Source organism: Duganella zoogloeoides (genome assembly GCF_034479515.1).
Taxonomy (GTDB): Bacteria; Pseudomonadota; Gammaproteobacteria; order Burkholderiales; family Burkholderiaceae_D; genus Rugamonas; species Rugamonas zoogloeoides.
On the sequence record NZ_CP140152.1, the window covers coordinates 3,720,879 to 3,736,337 of the forward strand.

General features: G+C 66.3%; 13 protein-coding genes. All 13 read right to left on the reverse strand.

Features of this window, described 5'->3' with window-relative positions:
* Window positions 1–73: 73 nt before the first annotated feature.
* The gene (locus SR858_RS16315; protein WP_019920065.1) at window positions 74–550 is read right to left on the reverse strand and encodes a hypothetical protein; all 477 of its coding nucleotides are present in this window, start codon (window positions 548–550) and stop codon (window positions 74–76) included.
* Between the two features lie 132 nt (window positions 551–682).
* Window positions 683–1,657: a TIM barrel protein gene (locus SR858_RS16320; RefSeq protein ID WP_084669781.1), complete on the reverse strand. Its 975-nt coding sequence runs from the start codon at window positions 1,655–1,657 to the stop codon at window positions 683–685.
* The gene (locus SR858_RS16325) at window positions 1,654–2,427 is read right to left on the reverse strand and encodes a TIM barrel protein (RefSeq protein WP_026636950.1); all 774 of its coding nucleotides are present in this window, start codon (window positions 2,425–2,427) and stop codon (window positions 1,654–1,656) included. Before SR858_RS16325 ends, SR858_RS16320 begins: the two co-directional genes overlap by 4 nt.
* Before the next feature lies 1 nt (window position 2,428).
* Window positions 2,429–3,667 (reverse strand): MFS transporter, encoded by a 1,239-nt coding sequence (locus tag SR858_RS16330; RefSeq protein ID WP_019920068.1) that lies wholly within the window; start codon window positions 3,665–3,667, stop codon window positions 2,429–2,431.
* Between the two features lie 18 nt (window positions 3,668–3,685).
* Window positions 3,686–4,654, reverse strand: a complete 969-nt coding sequence (locus SR858_RS16335; RefSeq protein WP_019920069.1) for a sugar phosphate isomerase/epimerase family protein — start codon at window positions 4,652–4,654, stop codon at window positions 3,686–3,688.
* A gap of 24 nt (window positions 4,655–4,678) precedes the next feature.
* A complete protein-coding gene (locus SR858_RS16340; RefSeq protein ID WP_154819712.1) occupies window positions 4,679–5,641 on the reverse strand; it encodes a sugar phosphate isomerase/epimerase family protein in 963 nt (320 codons plus the stop codon).
* Window positions 5,642–5,739: 98 nt separating this feature from the next.
* A complete protein-coding gene (locus tag SR858_RS16345) occupies window positions 5,740–6,390 on the reverse strand; it encodes a TetR/AcrR family transcriptional regulator (protein WP_019920071.1) in 651 nt (216 codons plus the stop codon).
* A 54-nt stretch (window positions 6,391–6,444) separates the two neighbouring features.
* Window positions 6,445–8,148, reverse strand: coding sequence for a GMC family oxidoreductase (locus SR858_RS16350; protein ID WP_019920072.1), 1,704 nt, complete (start codon window positions 8,146–8,148; stop codon window positions 6,445–6,447).
* Window positions 8,149–8,164: 16 nt separating this feature from the next.
* Window positions 8,165–8,830, reverse strand: coding sequence for a gluconate 2-dehydrogenase subunit 3 family protein (locus tag SR858_RS16355; RefSeq protein WP_019920073.1), 666 nt, complete (start codon window positions 8,828–8,830; stop codon window positions 8,165–8,167).
* A gap of 14 nt (window positions 8,831–8,844) precedes the next feature.
* On the reverse strand, window positions 8,845–11,064 hold the full coding sequence (locus SR858_RS16360) for a TonB-dependent receptor (RefSeq protein ID WP_322533667.1): 2,220 nt from the start codon (window positions 11,062–11,064) through the stop codon (window positions 8,845–8,847).
* A 115-nt stretch (window positions 11,065–11,179) separates the two neighbouring features.
* Window positions 11,180–11,785, reverse strand: coding sequence for an NADPH-dependent FMN reductase (locus tag SR858_RS16365; RefSeq protein ID WP_019920075.1), 606 nt, complete (start codon window positions 11,783–11,785; stop codon window positions 11,180–11,182).
* Window positions 11,786–11,809: 24 nt separating this feature from the next.
* Window positions 11,810–14,182, reverse strand: a complete 2,373-nt coding sequence (locus SR858_RS16370; RefSeq protein WP_019920076.1) for a glycoside hydrolase family 3 protein — start codon at window positions 14,180–14,182, stop codon at window positions 11,810–11,812.
* A 43-nt stretch (window positions 14,183–14,225) separates the two neighbouring features.
* Window positions 14,226–15,320 (reverse strand): LLM class flavin-dependent oxidoreductase, encoded by a 1,095-nt coding sequence (locus SR858_RS16375; RefSeq protein WP_019920077.1) that lies wholly within the window; start codon window positions 15,318–15,320, stop codon window positions 14,226–14,228.
* Window positions 15,321–15,459: the final 139 nt, after the last annotated feature.

Below are 15,459 nucleotides of genomic sequence, written 5' to 3' on the forward strand. Positions count from 1 at the left end.
CCCGGCTTTACCAGAACCGGGGTGACCGAAGACATGCTCAAGAACGCTCCTGTGGACTTGCTTATTTTCCCTTTTATTTGGCGGGCATCCTGGAAAGTGCACTGTTCAGCGCTGCGGAAACATATGCGGTTAAAACAGGTGCACTCATGCGCTGCATGCTGTCGCCCACGACTGCCTGCTTTTCGCTTAACTTGCCAAAATACCTGGAATTGCGCCCTTCCGATGCAAGTGAATTCAGCTCTTCGGACGTAAAGTTTTGAGCATAAGCCTTGGCCAGGTTGTCGTTCCATTGCCCCTGGAATTGCGGCGCATGATAGTCCAGCTCTTTCGATACCAGCCTTTCAGCTCCCAGCATTCCCATGCCGCTGACAAGGATGGCGAAGGTCTGGGTTTTCCGTGCCGTCGCCAGTCCCAGCGTTTTCAAGTTGCTGCCGACGTTTTGGCGTAAAACGAACTCGGTTGCGGCTGCATTGGCTGGCTGTGCAATCGCCGCTGGCGACAGGCCCGAAACGACAATGAGGAATATCGAGATCCTGAGTAGTGCTTGCATAGAGGTTCGTTGGAGATGTTGAACGAGAACGGATGGCCTTACAGGTCCAGTGTAAGGCTTTGTTACTCTAAAGACAAGGATATTGCGGATGCGCATCGTGCGCAGCTGCACCAGCCTGCCACTGTGAATCCGCTACACGTCAATAATATCCACGCACTTGCGCAACATTGCCACCTTGTCCTGCCCCGCCGACGGCGTCCACTCATGGCTCACGAAACCGGTAAATCCCGCATCGGCGATCGTCGTCGCCAGGTGCCGGTAATTCAGCTCCTGGGTCTCGTCGATCTCGTGCCGGCCCGGCACACCGCCGGTGTGGAAGTGGCCGATCAGCGGCATGTGCTGGCGCAGGAAGTTGGTGAGGTTGCCGTCCATGAGTTGGGCGTGGTACAGGTCCACCAGCAGCTTCACTGACGGCGAGCCCACCTGCGTTACCACGTCCAGCCCCCACGGCAGGTGGTCGAACATGCTGCCCGGCGGCGCGGGCGGGCCGCCGGTGTGGCCGGTGTTGATGTTCTCCATCACCAGCAGCACCTTGCGCGCTTCGGCGTGCGGCGCCACGCGGCGCAGGAAGCCAATCGCATTGCGCTTGCCCTCGTCGTAGCCGATGGCACCGCGTTCGCCGCAGGTGACGATGATGCTCGGGATGCCGTTGGCGGCCGCCGCGTCGATGCGTTCGCGCAGCGCTGCTTCGAAACCGCCGTCGCGGTCAGGCGTGCCGATGGCGTTCCAGCCGGTCGGGCCGGCCGGCGCACGGCCGGGGCGTGAGATGCCGCCGCCGTAATCGACGCGCAGCAGCGACACCATCAAGCCGTGCTGGCGTATCAACGGCCAGTCGGCCGGGTCGCTGGCGAAGTCGAGTCCCTCGATGCCCAGCGCGGCCGCCATGCGGCAGGTCTCGTCCATGGTGGCGCCGAACAGGTGCGGCGTAATGCCCTGCCGCAGCCGCCTGCGCGGCGTACCCGACGCTGCCATCACCGGCATCCGTGCCTGCGCCTGACCCATGGCCGGGGCGCTGACCGCCGCCGTGGAAGCAGCCACAGCCGCCAGCGCTCCCACCGCGCCAAGCACGCGCCGGCGCATTGGTGAACCGAGTCGTCCGGACGTCATGCCGCCAGCCCCAAAGTACGCCTGGTCAATGCCAGCGATTCCCCGGCGCCCACGGTCGGGAAGTATTCAAGGCCGATCTCGCCCTGGTACCCCTTCGCCTTCAGCACCCGCATGACACTGGCCCAGTCGATACCGCCCGTACCCGGCTCGTGGCGGCCATCGGTGTCGGCCACCTGGACGTGGCCGATGTACGGCATGCGCTCGCCAATGGCCTGTTCCAGGTCTTCGCCCGTTTGCGCCGAGTGAAATACGTCCGCCAGCAGGCGCAACGCCGGGCTATCCACGGCAGCGACGATATCGAGGCCACGGCCGATGGTATCGACGAACATGCGCTGGCCGCCCACCACCATGTACACCGGCTCGAGCCACAGCATCGTGCCCGCCGCCTGCGCCATGGCTGCGGCGCGCTTGAGCACCGCCACCACGGCGTCGAACTGCTGCTGCACCGGCACGTCGGCGCGGGTAAAGCCGGAGGCCAGCACCATGGCGGCGCCGTTCAATTGACGCGCGACCGGAATCGCGTCGGCCACGGCTGCGAGCACCTGTTCGTGGTCGGCAGGATCGGCCAGGCTGCGGCGCGGCTCCACGCAGAAGCTGCGCACGCGCACGCCGGTGGCGTCGGCGGCGCGGGCGATGGCTTCGATCGGCTTTTCGCGCCACAGGTGGAATTCGACGCCGGTGACGCCGGCTTTGTGGGCGGCGTGGATGCGGGCCGGCAGGTCGTCGCCGGCTTCCGTGAACATCCATTCGATACAAGCTGCAAATTTCATCTCAATGATCCTTGGTATGGTTGAAGACCAGGACGACGGCAACGATCAGGCACAGGACGCCGATCACTGCCACGCTGGCCAGGAAACTGGGGGTGAACACACCGATCAGCGAGACCAGCGGCGGGCTGAGAAACTGCCCGAGGAAAAAGGCGCCGCCCCACAGGCCCATGCCGCGCCCGCGATGCTCGAAACCGTAATGCAGCAGCGCCCACGTCACCAGTGACGGCAGCAGCAAGCCGCCACCGACCTGTCCCAGCGCGTCGAGCGGCAACCCGAGCGCCAGGTTGGGCGCCAGCGCCACGCCGATATAGCTGACGCCATAAAACGCCAGGCAGGTAGCCAGCAGCATGCGCACCGACACCCCGGTCAGGCGCTTGAACAGGTAACCACCCAGCACCGTGCCGAGGCTGGCCACCGTGGCCAGCACGCTGATACGCTCCGGCGACGCCACGCCCATGTCGTTGAAGATGCGGCCGTGCTGCACCGCCTGCACGAAGAACACCAGCGAGAACAGCACCGTCACGCCGCACACCAGCACGGTGGCGCGCCACGGGAACGGCGTGGCCGCCACGCCCGCTGCCGCCCGGGTATCGGCGGTGGAGCGCTGCGGCTCGCGGCAAAACGCCAGCGCCAGCGCGCACACCACGAAGCCGGCCAGGTACAGCAGGAACGGATAGCGCCAGTGCATGCCGGCCAAAAAGCCGCCCGACAGCAGGATGGCCGAACCGATCAAGGGAGCGAACATGTTCTGGTAGCCGAGCCACTTCTGCCGCTGCCCGCCCTCGAAGTAGTCGCCCATCAGCGCATTGCCCACGGTGAGGATGGCCGCTTCGGCCAGGCCCACCACCACCCGGCTGGCGACGATCAGCCACAGGTTGTCGAACAACATGGGGGCCAGGCCCAATAGCGAAAACGCCATCAACGCCACCAGCAGCAGCTTGCGCCGCCCCCAGCGGTCGGCAATCGCGCCGGCAAAGCCCGAGAACAGCGCCACGCACAGGGATGGCACCGTGATAATCATCGGCACCAGCAGTTCGAAATGCGGCACCGACGAGAACTGCCGGAACAGCTGCGGCAGGCCCGGCACCAGCGCGGCCAGCGCCAGGGTGGGCATGCTCATGACGGCCATCAGCGCGATACCTTGCGCGGCGCCGCCCGGGCGCGCGCGCGGTGCGCCGGTGAGGGCCGGATCGGTGGCAATGGAGGCGCCTGCGGGGCCTCCGGTCTGGATCGGATTCACGGTGCGTCCTTTCTGCGCTTAGCGCACGTGGCGATCCAGTACGTTCTGCTTGTACCAGCTGTTGAGCATCATGCCGGTGGCGATCGGCTCCGGCCCCTTGTCGCTTTCGACGATGATCCAGCCGGCGTAACCGAGTTCGCCCATCGCCGCCAGCAGCGCCGGGAAGTCCACCAGACCGGTACCCATCTCGCCGAACCAGCGCGGGATTTCGCGTTCGCCGCCGGCCGCGATCAGCGCCCGCTCGGCGTTGGGCAACTGGTACTCGCCCAGCGTGTCGATCGCCAGCGCATCCTTGAAGTGGAAGTGCAGCACCCGTAGGTGGAAGCGGCGGTACAGCGCCACCACGTCGTGGCCGGCGATGGTCAGTTCCGCCGTGTCGAACGCCAGTCCCACGGTGGCCGCATCGCACAGCGCCAGCAGCTGCTCGATTTCGTCGGCCGTGCGCAGTGCCGACAGCGCGTCGATGTGCAGCACGGTTTTCAGCCCCAGTGCCGCCGCCATGGCGCCGACCTGGTTCCAGCACTCGGCCGCTGCCGCCATTCGCTCGGCGTTCAAGGCGCCCTCCTTCCAGAACGACGGGAACGGCCGCACCACCAGCAATTCGCCGCCCAGTTGCGCCAGCATGGTGGCGTGGATTTTCGCCTGCGCGACGATGCGCGCATGGTCGGCGGGCTGGGTGCTCGACAGGCCGAAGTGCAGCTCCTCAAAGCTCATCAGGGTCGAATCGAAGAACGTGCTGACCACGCGCGTGATGCCCCAGTCGCGCAGCTTGAGGCGGAAGTGCTCGGGCGAGCCGAAGTTGATGTCGATGTTTTCCGGGCGCCCGATCGGGTCCCAGCGGCCGCTGCCGGCATTGAGTTCCACGGCCGAGAAGCCGCAGGCGGCGGTCACCTTCAGTGCGCGTTCGATTTCTTCCAGGCGCGCGAAGCTGGTGAAGCCGGCTTTCCACTGGTTGACGGCGTAGCCCCATTTGATCTGTTGTGTCATGTTGTTCCTCGCTTAGCGGTAAATTCAGGCGTAGATTTTTTTCAGGACGTGCTGGATGTACCACGCCGACAGCGCCGTGCTTTCCGGGTAGTTGCCCCCTCCCACATCGGCCTTGTCGTGCTCCACGCCCACCCAGCCTTCGTAGCCGCACTCCTTCATGGCCTTGAGCATGGCCGGGAAGTCCACCAGGCCGCCCGGTACGCCCATCTCGTGGAACCAGCGCGGCGTGGTGGGCGCCATCACTTCGGCGTCGGGCTTGCGGCGGTAGTCGCCGGTCAGGTCCACGTCGAGCGTGTCCTTCATGTGGAAGCCGCCGCAGCGGTCGTGCAGTTTCAGGTACAGGTCCACCGGATCGACGCCGGCGATCACGTGCTGCGCGGTGTCGCAGTAGAAGAACACATAGCGCGGGTCGGTGTATTCGTAGAACTTGCGCAGCTCCTCGGCGCTGCGGATACCGCAAAAGAACTCGTGGTGGCAGCAGGTTTTCACGCCGTATTCGAGCGTCATCTTGCCCACCCGGTTCCACAATTCGGCGCAGGCCTTGAGCTTGTCGTCGGTAACGGGTTCCACGTCGTAGTACAGGCCTGCCGGCATGACGATGAAGTTTTCCACCCCCAGGCCCTGGCTCGAGCGCATGATGTGCTGGGCGTAGTTGAAGAGATGGTCGTGGGTGCTGCGGATGTGCGGCGCGCTCTGGCGCTCGTCGTACATCACCGCGTGGAACAGGCTCAGTACCTTGTCGATGCCGCGCTCCTGCATGAAGGAGCGGGCATTCTCCAGTGAGCCGAACAATTCGCGCAACGGTCCCAGGTGGAAGTCGAACGTCTCGATGGCCTCGTAGCCGATGGCCGAGATCTGCTTGAGGAAGGCGTCGAAGCGCTTGACCGACGTGTATTGCGAGAGCTGCCCTTGCGGGGTGTCGATGCGCCAGTGGTCCATATAGGCCCAGCGCAGTTTCGGAGCAGGTGCAGGTATAGATGAACTCATGCCGATTCCTTTTCTAGAATTAGAATGTTGATTATGTTTCAGGCGAATGCCCTGGATGCGCGACCTGGCACGCGGCGAACGCCGCGCACCACGCCCGGTCAGCGCTTGGGAGGCGTAAACAACAGGAATGCCAACATCATGTCACTGAGGTCGTCGAGCAGATCGTGCCAGTCGGCGTCCTCGCCCTTGCCGCCAAAGCTGTCCAGGCCCAGAAAACGCGCCTGGGTGGCATAAACCAGCAGCAGGCCCGAGTCGATGGCGCGGTCCGGCTGCGGGTGGCGGATCTCGTTGGCGCATGCCTTGAGCAGGCGGATGAATTTGGCGTGGTTCTCGTCGGCCGACTTTTTGCCGGCCGTGTTGATGGCCGCATCGGTGGGGCCGCGCAGCATGAACGAGCGCAGCACGCTGGCGTTCTCGCGCAGCAGGTTGCCCAGGCTTCGCACCACGGCCGGCACCACTTGCGCCAGCCCGGTGGCCTCGCGTTCGATGCGCGCCGCCTCGTCGGTGAATTGTTCGGCCAGGCGTTCGAGGAAGCGCACCTGCACCACGCGCAGCAGTTCGTCCTTGCCCGCCACCCGTCCGTACAGAGAACCGGTGGACACTTCCGAGCGCTCGCAGATGTCGGCCAGCGTGATCTGGTCGTATGCGCGCTCGCGCAGCAGGTCGATGGTGCCTTCGATGATGCGCTCGAAAGACAGCCGGCTGCGGCCCTGTTTGGGCGCGCGGGCGTGGGCACTGAGTGGCGGCATGGGTGTCGTGGTCCGGATAAGAATGATGGGTCGGATTATAGCCAAAGGTCGCTGTTAGAGCCGCCCCGCTTTGAGCTCGGCCACCGCGAAGTGGACCGCCCGCACCGTCAGCGCCATATAGGTCAGCGACGGATTGACGGTGCCGCTCGACGCCATGGCCGAACCGTCGGTGACGAACAGGTTGCGCACGCCGTGCACCTGGTTGTGGGCATTGAGCACCGAGGTGGCCGGGTCGTGGCCCATGCGCGCGCCGCCCATCTCGTGGATTGACGTGCCGGGCAGGCTGCGCACCGGCGCCAGCTGCACGCGCGCGGCGCCCGCCGCCTTGAGCATGGCTTCCGCCTGCTTGCCGGCATCGACCGCCATGCGCTTTTCGTTGTCACCGTAAGCGACGTCGAAGCGCAGCTGCGGCAGGCCGAAGCCGCCCTTGTTGCTCTCGTCGAGCGTGACGCGGTTGTGCGCCTGCGGCAGCTGCTCGCCGAACGCGCCCAGGAACGCCACCCATTTGCCGGGACGGGCGATATTGTGTTTCATCCCGGCGCCGAAATCGTCGGTGAGCGCAGCGGTATTGGTCCAGTCGTCGCGCATGGCGCCGCCCTGGAAGCCATAGCCGCGCGTGAAATCGGCGTCCGCATCCTGCCCGCCCACGTTACGGAAGCGCGGGATCAGGATGCCGGTGGCGCGGCGGCCCTTGTAGTTGCGGTCTTCGAATCCCGGCACCTCGCCGAATGCTGCCACGCCATGGTGATCGACCAGGTAGCGCCCCAGCACGTCGCTGTGGTTGCCGATGCCGTTCGGGTGCGCCGCGCTGCGCGACTGCAGCAGCACCTGCAGGCTGCCGTAGGTGGACGCGCACAGGAAAATTACCTTGGCCTTGAACGTGGTGCGCGCGCCGCTCTGCGCATCGATCACGCGCACGCCGGTGGCCTGCTTCGTGCGCGGATCGACATCGATCGCTTCGACCACGCTGTTGGTGCGGATGGTGAGGCGCCCGGTCTTTTGCGCAGCCGGCAAGGTGGAACTGAGCGAACTGAAATACGCGCCGAACGAGCAGCCCCGGTTGCAGATATTGCGGTTCTGGCACGGCCCGCGGCCGTCGTGCGGCACGGTGAGATTGGCCACGCGGCCGATGGTCACGCGGCGGTCCTGCCATTTCGCCTCGATGCGCTGCTTGAGCGCGCGCTCCAGCGCCGTCATTTCCATCGGCGGCAGGTAGTGCCCGTCCGGGAAGCTCTCCAGCCCTTCGGGCTGGCCGCTCACGCCGATGAATTTTTCCACGTGCGTGTACCACTTTTCCAGGTCGGCGTAGCGGATCGGCCAGTCGTTGCCATGGCCGTCGCGCGCATTGGCCTTGAAGTCGTCGTCGCCCCAGCGGTACGACTGCCGGCCCCAGGTCAGCGAACGCCCGCCCAGCACGTCGGTGCGGTGCCAGCGGAATGGCTTGGTTTCCTGGTACGGATTGTCGCGGTCGTTGATCCAGTAATGGCGGTTGGCCCAGCTGAAAGCGCCGCGCTCGATCTTGCTCTGCACCGGGTACTCGCGCGCAAACAGTTCGCGCTCGGGCAAGCCCTGGTTGGGCGCCTGCCATGGCGGCGTGAATTCGTGGATGTAGCCGGTTTGATGTTCGAGCGGCTTGCCGCGTTCGAGTATCAGCACCTTCAAACCCTTTTCGGTCAGTTCCTTGGCGGCCCAGCCGCCGGTGATGCCGGAGCCGATGACGATGGCGTCGAATTGCGTGTTCTGCTGTTTCTGGTTCATGTGCGGTCCCGTGCTTTCAGATGACGACCTGGTACGGCCAGGTCTTGATGTCCACATTCGATTCGAACTTGCCGGGCACCGGCATGTAGCGCAGTTCGCGGTTGCTGCCCACTTCGGACGTGAAGTAGCCGAGCACCACGAGGTCGCGCAGGCGCAGGTAGAACGGCGATTTGGGATCGAGGATGCGGTCGGTCAGCGAGAAGGTGCGCCCGCCATACGGACTGGCGGCGCGCAGCGCTTGCAGCACGTCGGCGCCCTGCTCCGCGCTGCACGCGGCAAAGGCGCGGCCGTGGCGCTGCTGCGCGCCGGCGTCGAGGTCCGCCAATCCCTTGCGGAAGAATGCCGCCTCGTCGGCCGTCATCCAGTTGGCCACCATGGTGGCGACGAACTGCGGCACGCCGGCCTCGGTCGCACCCGGGGTGTCGGTGGCGGGGATGATCGTTTCGGCGGCCGCCGTGAGCGTGGCCAGCTCGGTGGCGGTCAAGGGCTGGGCGGTGCTGGCGGCGGCGGGTGCGCCAGCGGCTTTCAGGGCTTGCGCCGCCGCCGGCGCGGTCCACACGGCAGCGAGCGTGGTGGCTGCCAGCAGCGCGCCCAGCACGTCGCGCCGCGAAACGCCGCGCTCTTCATGCGCCGCGTGGTGCTGGCCGGCGTTACGGTCGAAATGCACTTTGGTGATGTTCATGGTTCGCCTCTCTGCTAGAACTGGGTGCCGGCACGCAGGCCGATGGTGCGCGGTGCGCCGATGCCGAAGCCGCCCGGCACCAGGCTGTCGATGGTGATGGTGTTTTCCAGGTTGCGGGCAAACGCCTGCACGTAAAACTTTTGCGCGGCCGCCGTGTAGGTCACGCTGATGTCGCTCTTGCGGTACGACGGCTGGCGGTAGCGCGAGGCGGACGCCGAATCGCTGAGGAAGTAGGCGCCGTTCAGGCGCGTGCCCACCTTGGCCACGACACTGGCGCCGCTGTCGAACATGAACGTGTGGGCATAACCGAGGCTGGCGTTGTAGGCCGGCGCGCGGTCGATCTGCTGGCCCGACCAGTCGGCCACGCCATCGGGCGTGTACGACTTGAACTTGCCGTCGGCAGTAGCCAGCGAGAAGTTGATGCGGTCGTCCGCCGTGGCCTGCCAGGTGCCTTCCACTTCCACGCCGTCGATGGTGGCGTTGGAGGCGTTGGTGGTGAGCGCGCCGCAGGTGGCTGCCGTCGAACCGGTGCACACCACGGAGGTCAGCTGCATGTCCTTGTAGTCGTAGCGGAACACGGCTGCGCCCAGGCGCAGGCGGTTGTCGAGAAAGCGGCCCTTGACGCCCGCTTCCAGCGACGTGATGTTCTCGGGCAGGTAGGCCGAGCCGCTGGTGTCGTTGAAACCGCCCGCCTTGTAGCCAGTGGACAGGCTGGCATACACCATCACGGCCGGGCGCAGGTCGTAATCAAAGGCCAGCCGGTAGTTGGACTTGCTGCTTTCCACGTGGGCGGTGTAGCCGGGACCGGTGAGGCTGCCGCTGAGCGGATCGAAGCCCGATTTTTCATCGCGCGTGGTGCGCGCCCCGAACGTCACGCGCAGCCGCGGATCGACGCGGTACGTCAGCTGGCCGAACGCCGCCTTCGAGCGGCTGTGGACCGTGGGCGTGAACGGCAGCACGATCAGCGGACCGGGCGTTTGCGTATTGAAGGTGGACGAGCGGAAGATGTCCTCGTCGTAGTGGTACAGCCCCGCTACCCACGACAGGCGCGGCGCGCCGGCGGAATTGAACCGCAGCTCGTGCGTGCGCTGGGTGGAATCGCCAAACATCGGGTTGTACATCGGGAAGCCGAAATAGGTGCCGTTGTTTAGTTCATCGAGTTTCGATTCCAGGCGGGCGAACTGCCAGGTCACATCCACCGCGTCGCCCAGCGTGGTTTTCAGTTCCGAACGCAGCGACGTGGCCACGTCGTCCTTGTAGCTGCCGGTGTCCGTGTAGCGCGCGGCGGCAGTGCGCTGCGTGTCCGCGCCCCGGTCCACGTACACGGGATGGGCCAGGTTGTTGCCGCTGGCGATAGGCGTGCCGATAAAGAAATTCGTCAGCGGCACCGAGCTGGCGCCGTTGCCGCCAGCCTTGCTGCGTTCGGCCGTCAGCAGCCAGGTGGTCGTCGGCGAGAAGGTCAGCAGCGCGTGCACGCGGGCGGCGGTGTCATCCTGGTCGGTCAGGCCCACGGTGTTGGGACCGGGTTTCAAATAGCTGTCGTGACGCACCTTGACGGCGGCCGCGCGCAGCGCCAGCGTGTCGTTGACGGGGATGTTGACCATGCCCTCGACGCGGCGGGCGCCGAAGTCGCCAATCTCGGTATCGATGCGGCCCTCGAGCTTTTTGCCCGGCTTGTTGGTGATCAGGTTGATGGCGCCGGCGGTGGCGTTGCGGCCGTACAGCGTACCTTGCGGGCCGCGCAGCACTTCGATGCGTTCGAGATCGAGGAAGCTGCCCAGTTGCGCCTCGCTGCGGCCGATGTAGGCGCCATCGACGTTGAAGGCGGTGGACGAATCGCCCTTCTCGCTGGTGTCCAGGCTGACCACGCCGCGTATGGCGACCTGCAGTTTGCCGGAGTCGGTGGAGATCTGCACATTGGGCGCCAGCTCGGTCAGCGCCACGGCGTTGGTGGCGCCGCTCTGGCGCAATTCCTCGCCGCCCAGCACCGACAAGGCCAATGGTGTCTTGGACGCCGGCTGCGCGGTTTTCTGCGCAGTGACGATCACTTCGATCAGCGGGTTGTCCTGGGACGGTTGCTGAGCGGCGGCGCTGCCGCAGGCGGCCAGCAGGATGGCGCCGAGGCTGGCGATGCCGACACGGTGGTGAACATGGTTGTGGGCATGGTGGTCAGCATGAGGCGGGCGCGCAGCAACAGCGCGCAAGCCGGGGCTTGCATCGATTTCAAGGGGCACTTTTTGTCTCCGACGTTTGGACTTTTGCAGTCTCGTTCTGGGCCGCGCCATCGGGTGGCGCGTGTCACTTGCAAATCAGGATAGCACGAATTTAGAACCGTAATTCCAGTTTTTATTATGCTGTTGTAACCGGGCTGCGCACACCCACCACCTGCTCTGCCAGCAGGCGCAAACTGCTGGTCACCTGCGGCTCCAGGCACTGGCCGTCACCATCGAACAGGCGCACGCCGGCGGTATTGAGGGTGACGCCCATCGGCGTGGGCCAGCCACGCAGCGCGTGCACGATCGAGCGCATCGCGCCCAGCGTGGTGTTGCAGCCCTGCCAGCCGGCAGCCGTGACGATGCAGCCCACCGGCATGCCGTCGAGGTACACGCGCTCGTCGGCGCGCAGGTCTTCCAGCAGGTCGATGGCGTTTTTCACCAGGCCCGACACGCCGCCGTGGTAGCCGGGCGAGGCGAAGATCACGGCGTCGGCCCGGCGCACCGCCTCCACCAGCGCGCGCTGGCCTTCGGTGCGTTCCGGCTGCTCGGGGTTGTAGCCGGGCAGCGCGGCCAGCGCGGCGCCGCCGAACAACTCGGTGCGCGCGCCCAGTTCGGCCGCGTGGGCCAGCGCCACCCGCAGCGCGGTCTCGGTGCTGGAACCCGGGCGCGTGGTGCCGCCGATGCCGACGATGTAGGGGGTGCGGCCGTTGGCGCGGGCGTTGTTGGTGTAGTGGTTCATGGTGTTCGTCTCCGTTTATATTATTTAGATGGTGATGGTGAATGGCAGGTCGATGCTGGAGCGCCCGACCAGCAGCCGCACCGGTCCGGCCACGCCGGTCCAGCCGCCATCCCACACCTGCATGCGGCGCGCGGCAATCGCAATGCGCAGTTCCTGCTCCTCGCCGGCGGCCAGCGTGGCCTTGGCAAAGCCCACCAGGGTCAGCTCCGGCTGGTCGCGGTACACCTGCACCACTTCGGCGCCTGCGCGGAGGCTGGTGTTGCGCAGCTTGACGGTGACCTCCCAACCGTCCGCCATTTCGTGCAGCTGCGGTGCATCGAGTTCAAAGCTGGCGTAGCCGAAGCCGGCGCCAAAGGCCTGGCGCGGCGCCACACCGTTGGCGGCCAGGCCGCGATAGCCCACGCGCACGCCATCGCTGTAATGCAGGTCGCCGTTGGCGTCCGGCTGCAGGGAGAGCGCCGGGTAGTCGGCGTCGGCAGCGGCGATGGTGACCGGCAGGCGGCCGCCCGGTTCGCGGTCGCCTGCCAACACCTGCGCCAGCGCCGCGCCGAATTCCTGCCCCGGGTACCAGCAGTGCAGCACCGCCTGGGCCATTCCTTCCCAGCGAGTGTCGAACGCGTGGCCCACGTTGGTGACGATGACGGTGTTCGGATTGGCGGCGCATACCTGCTCGATCAGCGCGATCTGTTCGCTCGGCAGGTGGGTGTCGGGACGGTCCTTGCTTTCCACGCTGGCGTCCGATGTTTCGCCCACCATCAGGATCACGGCGTCGGCCTGCTGCGCCGCTGCCACGGCCTGCGCCATCATCGACTGCGCGCTGCCCGGGCCGCGCACGCCGTACCACAGGCCCTGGCACCGCGCCGCCGCGTAGCGCAGCTCCGCCACCACGGCCACCGTTTGCCCGGCTGCCAGTTGTACGGTCACGCTGTCGGCATCACCGCTTTTCAGGCGGCCCATCACGTCGCCGGGCGCCAGCTGCTCGTCGCGCCGGAAGACTTCCTGGCCATCGACCAGCAGCCGCAGCGCGCCGGTGCCGCCCACGTAGAACAGGTGGCCGCCGGTGTCGGAAGCCGTGTAGCTGCCGCTGGCGCGGGTGGCGGCGTCGCGCTGCAAGGCGCCCGCCTCGTGCACACCGTGGAACCAGGTGAGCGAGTTGGTGTCGCGCGTTTCGCTCACCAGCGGTGCGCCGTCGCAGTCCTGGTTGTCGAAGTAATCAATGGTCATGCCGCGCACGCAGCCGTCGCCGAGGTCGCGCGCCGGCCGCGCCGCCATGCGCGGCAGCTTCGGTTGCGGATCGACGCCGGGCGTGTAGCCGGTAATCGCTGCGCCGAAGCGCTGGCGCAGCGCCTCGATCGGCAGCACGGCATCGGGTTTCACTGCGATCTTGGCAAAGGTGCCGCCCTGGAAACACGGTGCGCTGGCGTTGGGGCCGATCACGGCGATGCGCGGGCAGCGCGCCGGGTCCAGCGGCAAAATCCCGCCTTCGTTGCGCACCAGGGTAAAGCCGGCGGCGGCGGCTTGCACCAGCAGGTCGGCTGCCGCGCTGTCGTTCATCGGCGTGCCCTTGGCGCCGCCGAACCGGCGCGCGGTCTTCGCCACGCGGGCGGCAGCGTCGGCCAGCCGGGCCGCCGGTACCGCGCCCTGCTCCACCGCGGCGGCGCTGTGCGCGCCCAGGAAGCGCGCCGGTCCCGGCATTTCCAGGTCCAGGCCGCCCTGCAGCGAACCGACCGTGGAATGGGTGCCGAACCAGTCACTCATGAACACGCCGGGAAAGCCCCATTCGTTCTTGGCGATCGCCGTGACAACCGGCGCCGCTTCCGCGCACCAGCTGCCATTGACCTTGTTGTAGGCGGTAAGCATGCCGGCGCAGCGGGCTTCAGCCGCCAGCTCGAACGGCAGCAAATACACTTCGCGCAGCGTGCGCTCATCGACCACGGCGTTCATCTGGTCGCGCGCGGTTTCGCTGTCGTTGCACACCAGGTGCTTGGCCACGGCGCCGGTGCCGGTGGACTGACAGCCGGCTATCCACGCCGCGCCCAGCTGGCCGCACAGCAGCGGGTCTTCGGAAAAATATTCAAAGGCGCGCCCGGCCAGCGGGCTGCGCGCCAGGTTCAGGTTGGGCGCCAGCATCAGATCGACGCCCCGGCGGATCGCCTCGCCGCCCACCAGTTGCCCGACCTGCTGCACCAGCGCCGGGTCCCAGCTGGCGCCCAGCGCCATTGGCGCGGGCGTGAGCAGCGAGACGTCGCGCTCATCGACACGGGCGCCGGCCACGCCCATCGGGCCGTCCGCCATCGACAGCGACGCGATATCCGCCGCCGGCACTGCCGCCGTGGTCCACATCGTGGCGCCGGCGGTCAGCATGGCCATGTCGGCCACGCTCAAATGTTGTTCCATGCTGGTCTCCTCCAGTGGGCGGCCCTGGTACGGGCGGCCATCATTATTTGAATGCGGGTACCACGTGCTTGGCCAGCAGTTCCAGGGTCTGGTTGGCATAGGCCAGGCGCTTGGCGGTCAGCGGTCCGGTCGTGGTGCCGCACAGGATGTTGCCGATGCCGATATCCTGGTACGCGCGCAGCTTGTTGATGACGGTTTCCGGACTGCCGTACAGGCACCAGGTGGCCATCCAGTCTTCGGTCAGCGCATGGCCGGTGCGGTCGGTCTTCTTGTTGGCGTCGTCGGCTTCGGCCTTGGCGTTGAAGGCTGCTTCGCGGTCGATCGCTTCCTGGTAGTCGGTGAGGATTTCCTGCACTTCGCGGTGCGCCTGCTCGTCGGTGGGCGCCAGGTGCACGCACTGGTAGCTATGCGTGGTCCACGACAGCGCGTCGGCCACCGTTGCGTCGCTGTGGCCGGCCGCCAGCAGCTGGCGGTGGTAATTGCCGAAGTGCTTGGTAACGTGGCTGAGCGGATCGGTACCGCCGATTTTCGGTGGCGTAAATGCCGGGATGAAGGTGGGCCAGCCGTTGACGGCGGCGCGCGTGGCGCTGCTCTCTTTCAGGGCCACCGGCATCAGGCGCGCATGTTTCGGGCCATAGGACGTGGGCGCGATCCGCTGCAGCACGCGGCCCTGGTGGAAGCCGGTCAGCTCCACCGGCGCGTCGTCGATCTGCTTGGCCCACAGCGCTTCGGCCGCTTCCAGGTTTTCTTCGGCGATGCGGCCGGCGTCCTTGTAGTTGACGCCAAAGCCGATCATCTCCTCCGGCGTGGTGCCCGAGCCGATGCCGACCAGCAGCTTGCCACGGGTGAGATGGTCGAGGATGTTGATGCGCTCGACAAAGCGCACTGGGTGATGCAGCGGCACCGACGTCACCGAGAAGCCAAAGTGCATGTCCGGCAGCTTGGCGGCCAGGTACGACGCGAACATATAGCTGTCGCTGGCCACCGGCATGTAGCCGTTGAAGTGGTGGTCGGGCATGAAGATGGCGTCGAAGCCGAGTTTGCCGGCCAGCAGTGCGTGCTGCTCCAGGTCCACGATCAGCTGTTTGTCGGCGTCCGCGCTCATGGTGCGGGCATTGAGGAAGACGGAGAAGCGCATGGGGAAATCCAGTCATATGGTTACGGGTCACGGATTCGGCCGCCTTGCAGCGCGCCACCCTTAAATCAGAATCCGAATTCTAATTATAGTATTTGAGGTGATTTTGGAAGTCAATGCCGATTTGTCACGCGGATGGCAG

Bases quoted from the DNA above. Each gene is read 5' to 3' on its own strand.
- SR858_RS16315 (WP_019920065.1), bottom strand. From the start codon at position 550: ATGCAAGCACTACTCAGGATCTCGATATTCCTCATTGTCGTTTCGGGC.
- SR858_RS16320 (WP_084669781.1), bottom strand. From the start codon at position 1,657: ATGACGTCCGGACGACTCGGTTCACCAATGCGCCGGCGCGTGCTTGGC.
- SR858_RS16325 (WP_026636950.1), bottom strand. From the start codon at position 2,427: ATGAAATTTGCAGCTTGTATCGAATGGATGTTCACGGAAGCCGGCGAC.
- SR858_RS16335 (WP_019920069.1), bottom strand. From the start codon at position 4,654: ATGACACAACAGATCAAATGGGGCTACGCCGTCAACCAGTGGAAAGCC.
- SR858_RS16340 (WP_154819712.1), bottom strand. From the start codon at position 5,641: ATGAGTTCATCTATACCTGCACCTGCTCCGAAACTGCGCTGGGCCTAT.
- SR858_RS16345 (WP_019920071.1), bottom strand. From the start codon at position 6,390: ATGCCGCCACTCAGTGCCCACGCCCGCGCGCCCAAACAGGGCCGCAGC.
- SR858_RS16350 (WP_019920072.1), bottom strand. From the start codon at position 8,148: ATGAACCAGAAACAGCAGAACACGCAATTCGACGCCATCGTCATCGGC.
- SR858_RS16355 (WP_019920073.1), bottom strand. From the start codon at position 8,830: ATGAACATCACCAAAGTGCATTTCGACCGTAACGCCGGCCAGCACCAC.
- SR858_RS16365 (WP_019920075.1), bottom strand. From the start codon at position 11,785: ATGAACCACTACACCAACAACGCCCGCGCCAACGGCCGCACCCCCTAC.
- SR858_RS16370 (WP_019920076.1), bottom strand. From the start codon at position 14,182: ATGGAACAACATTTGAGCGTGGCCGACATGGCCATGCTGACCGCCGGC.
- SR858_RS16375 (WP_019920077.1), bottom strand. From the start codon at position 15,320: ATGCGCTTCTCCGTCTTCCTCAATGCCCGCACCATGAGCGCGGACGCC.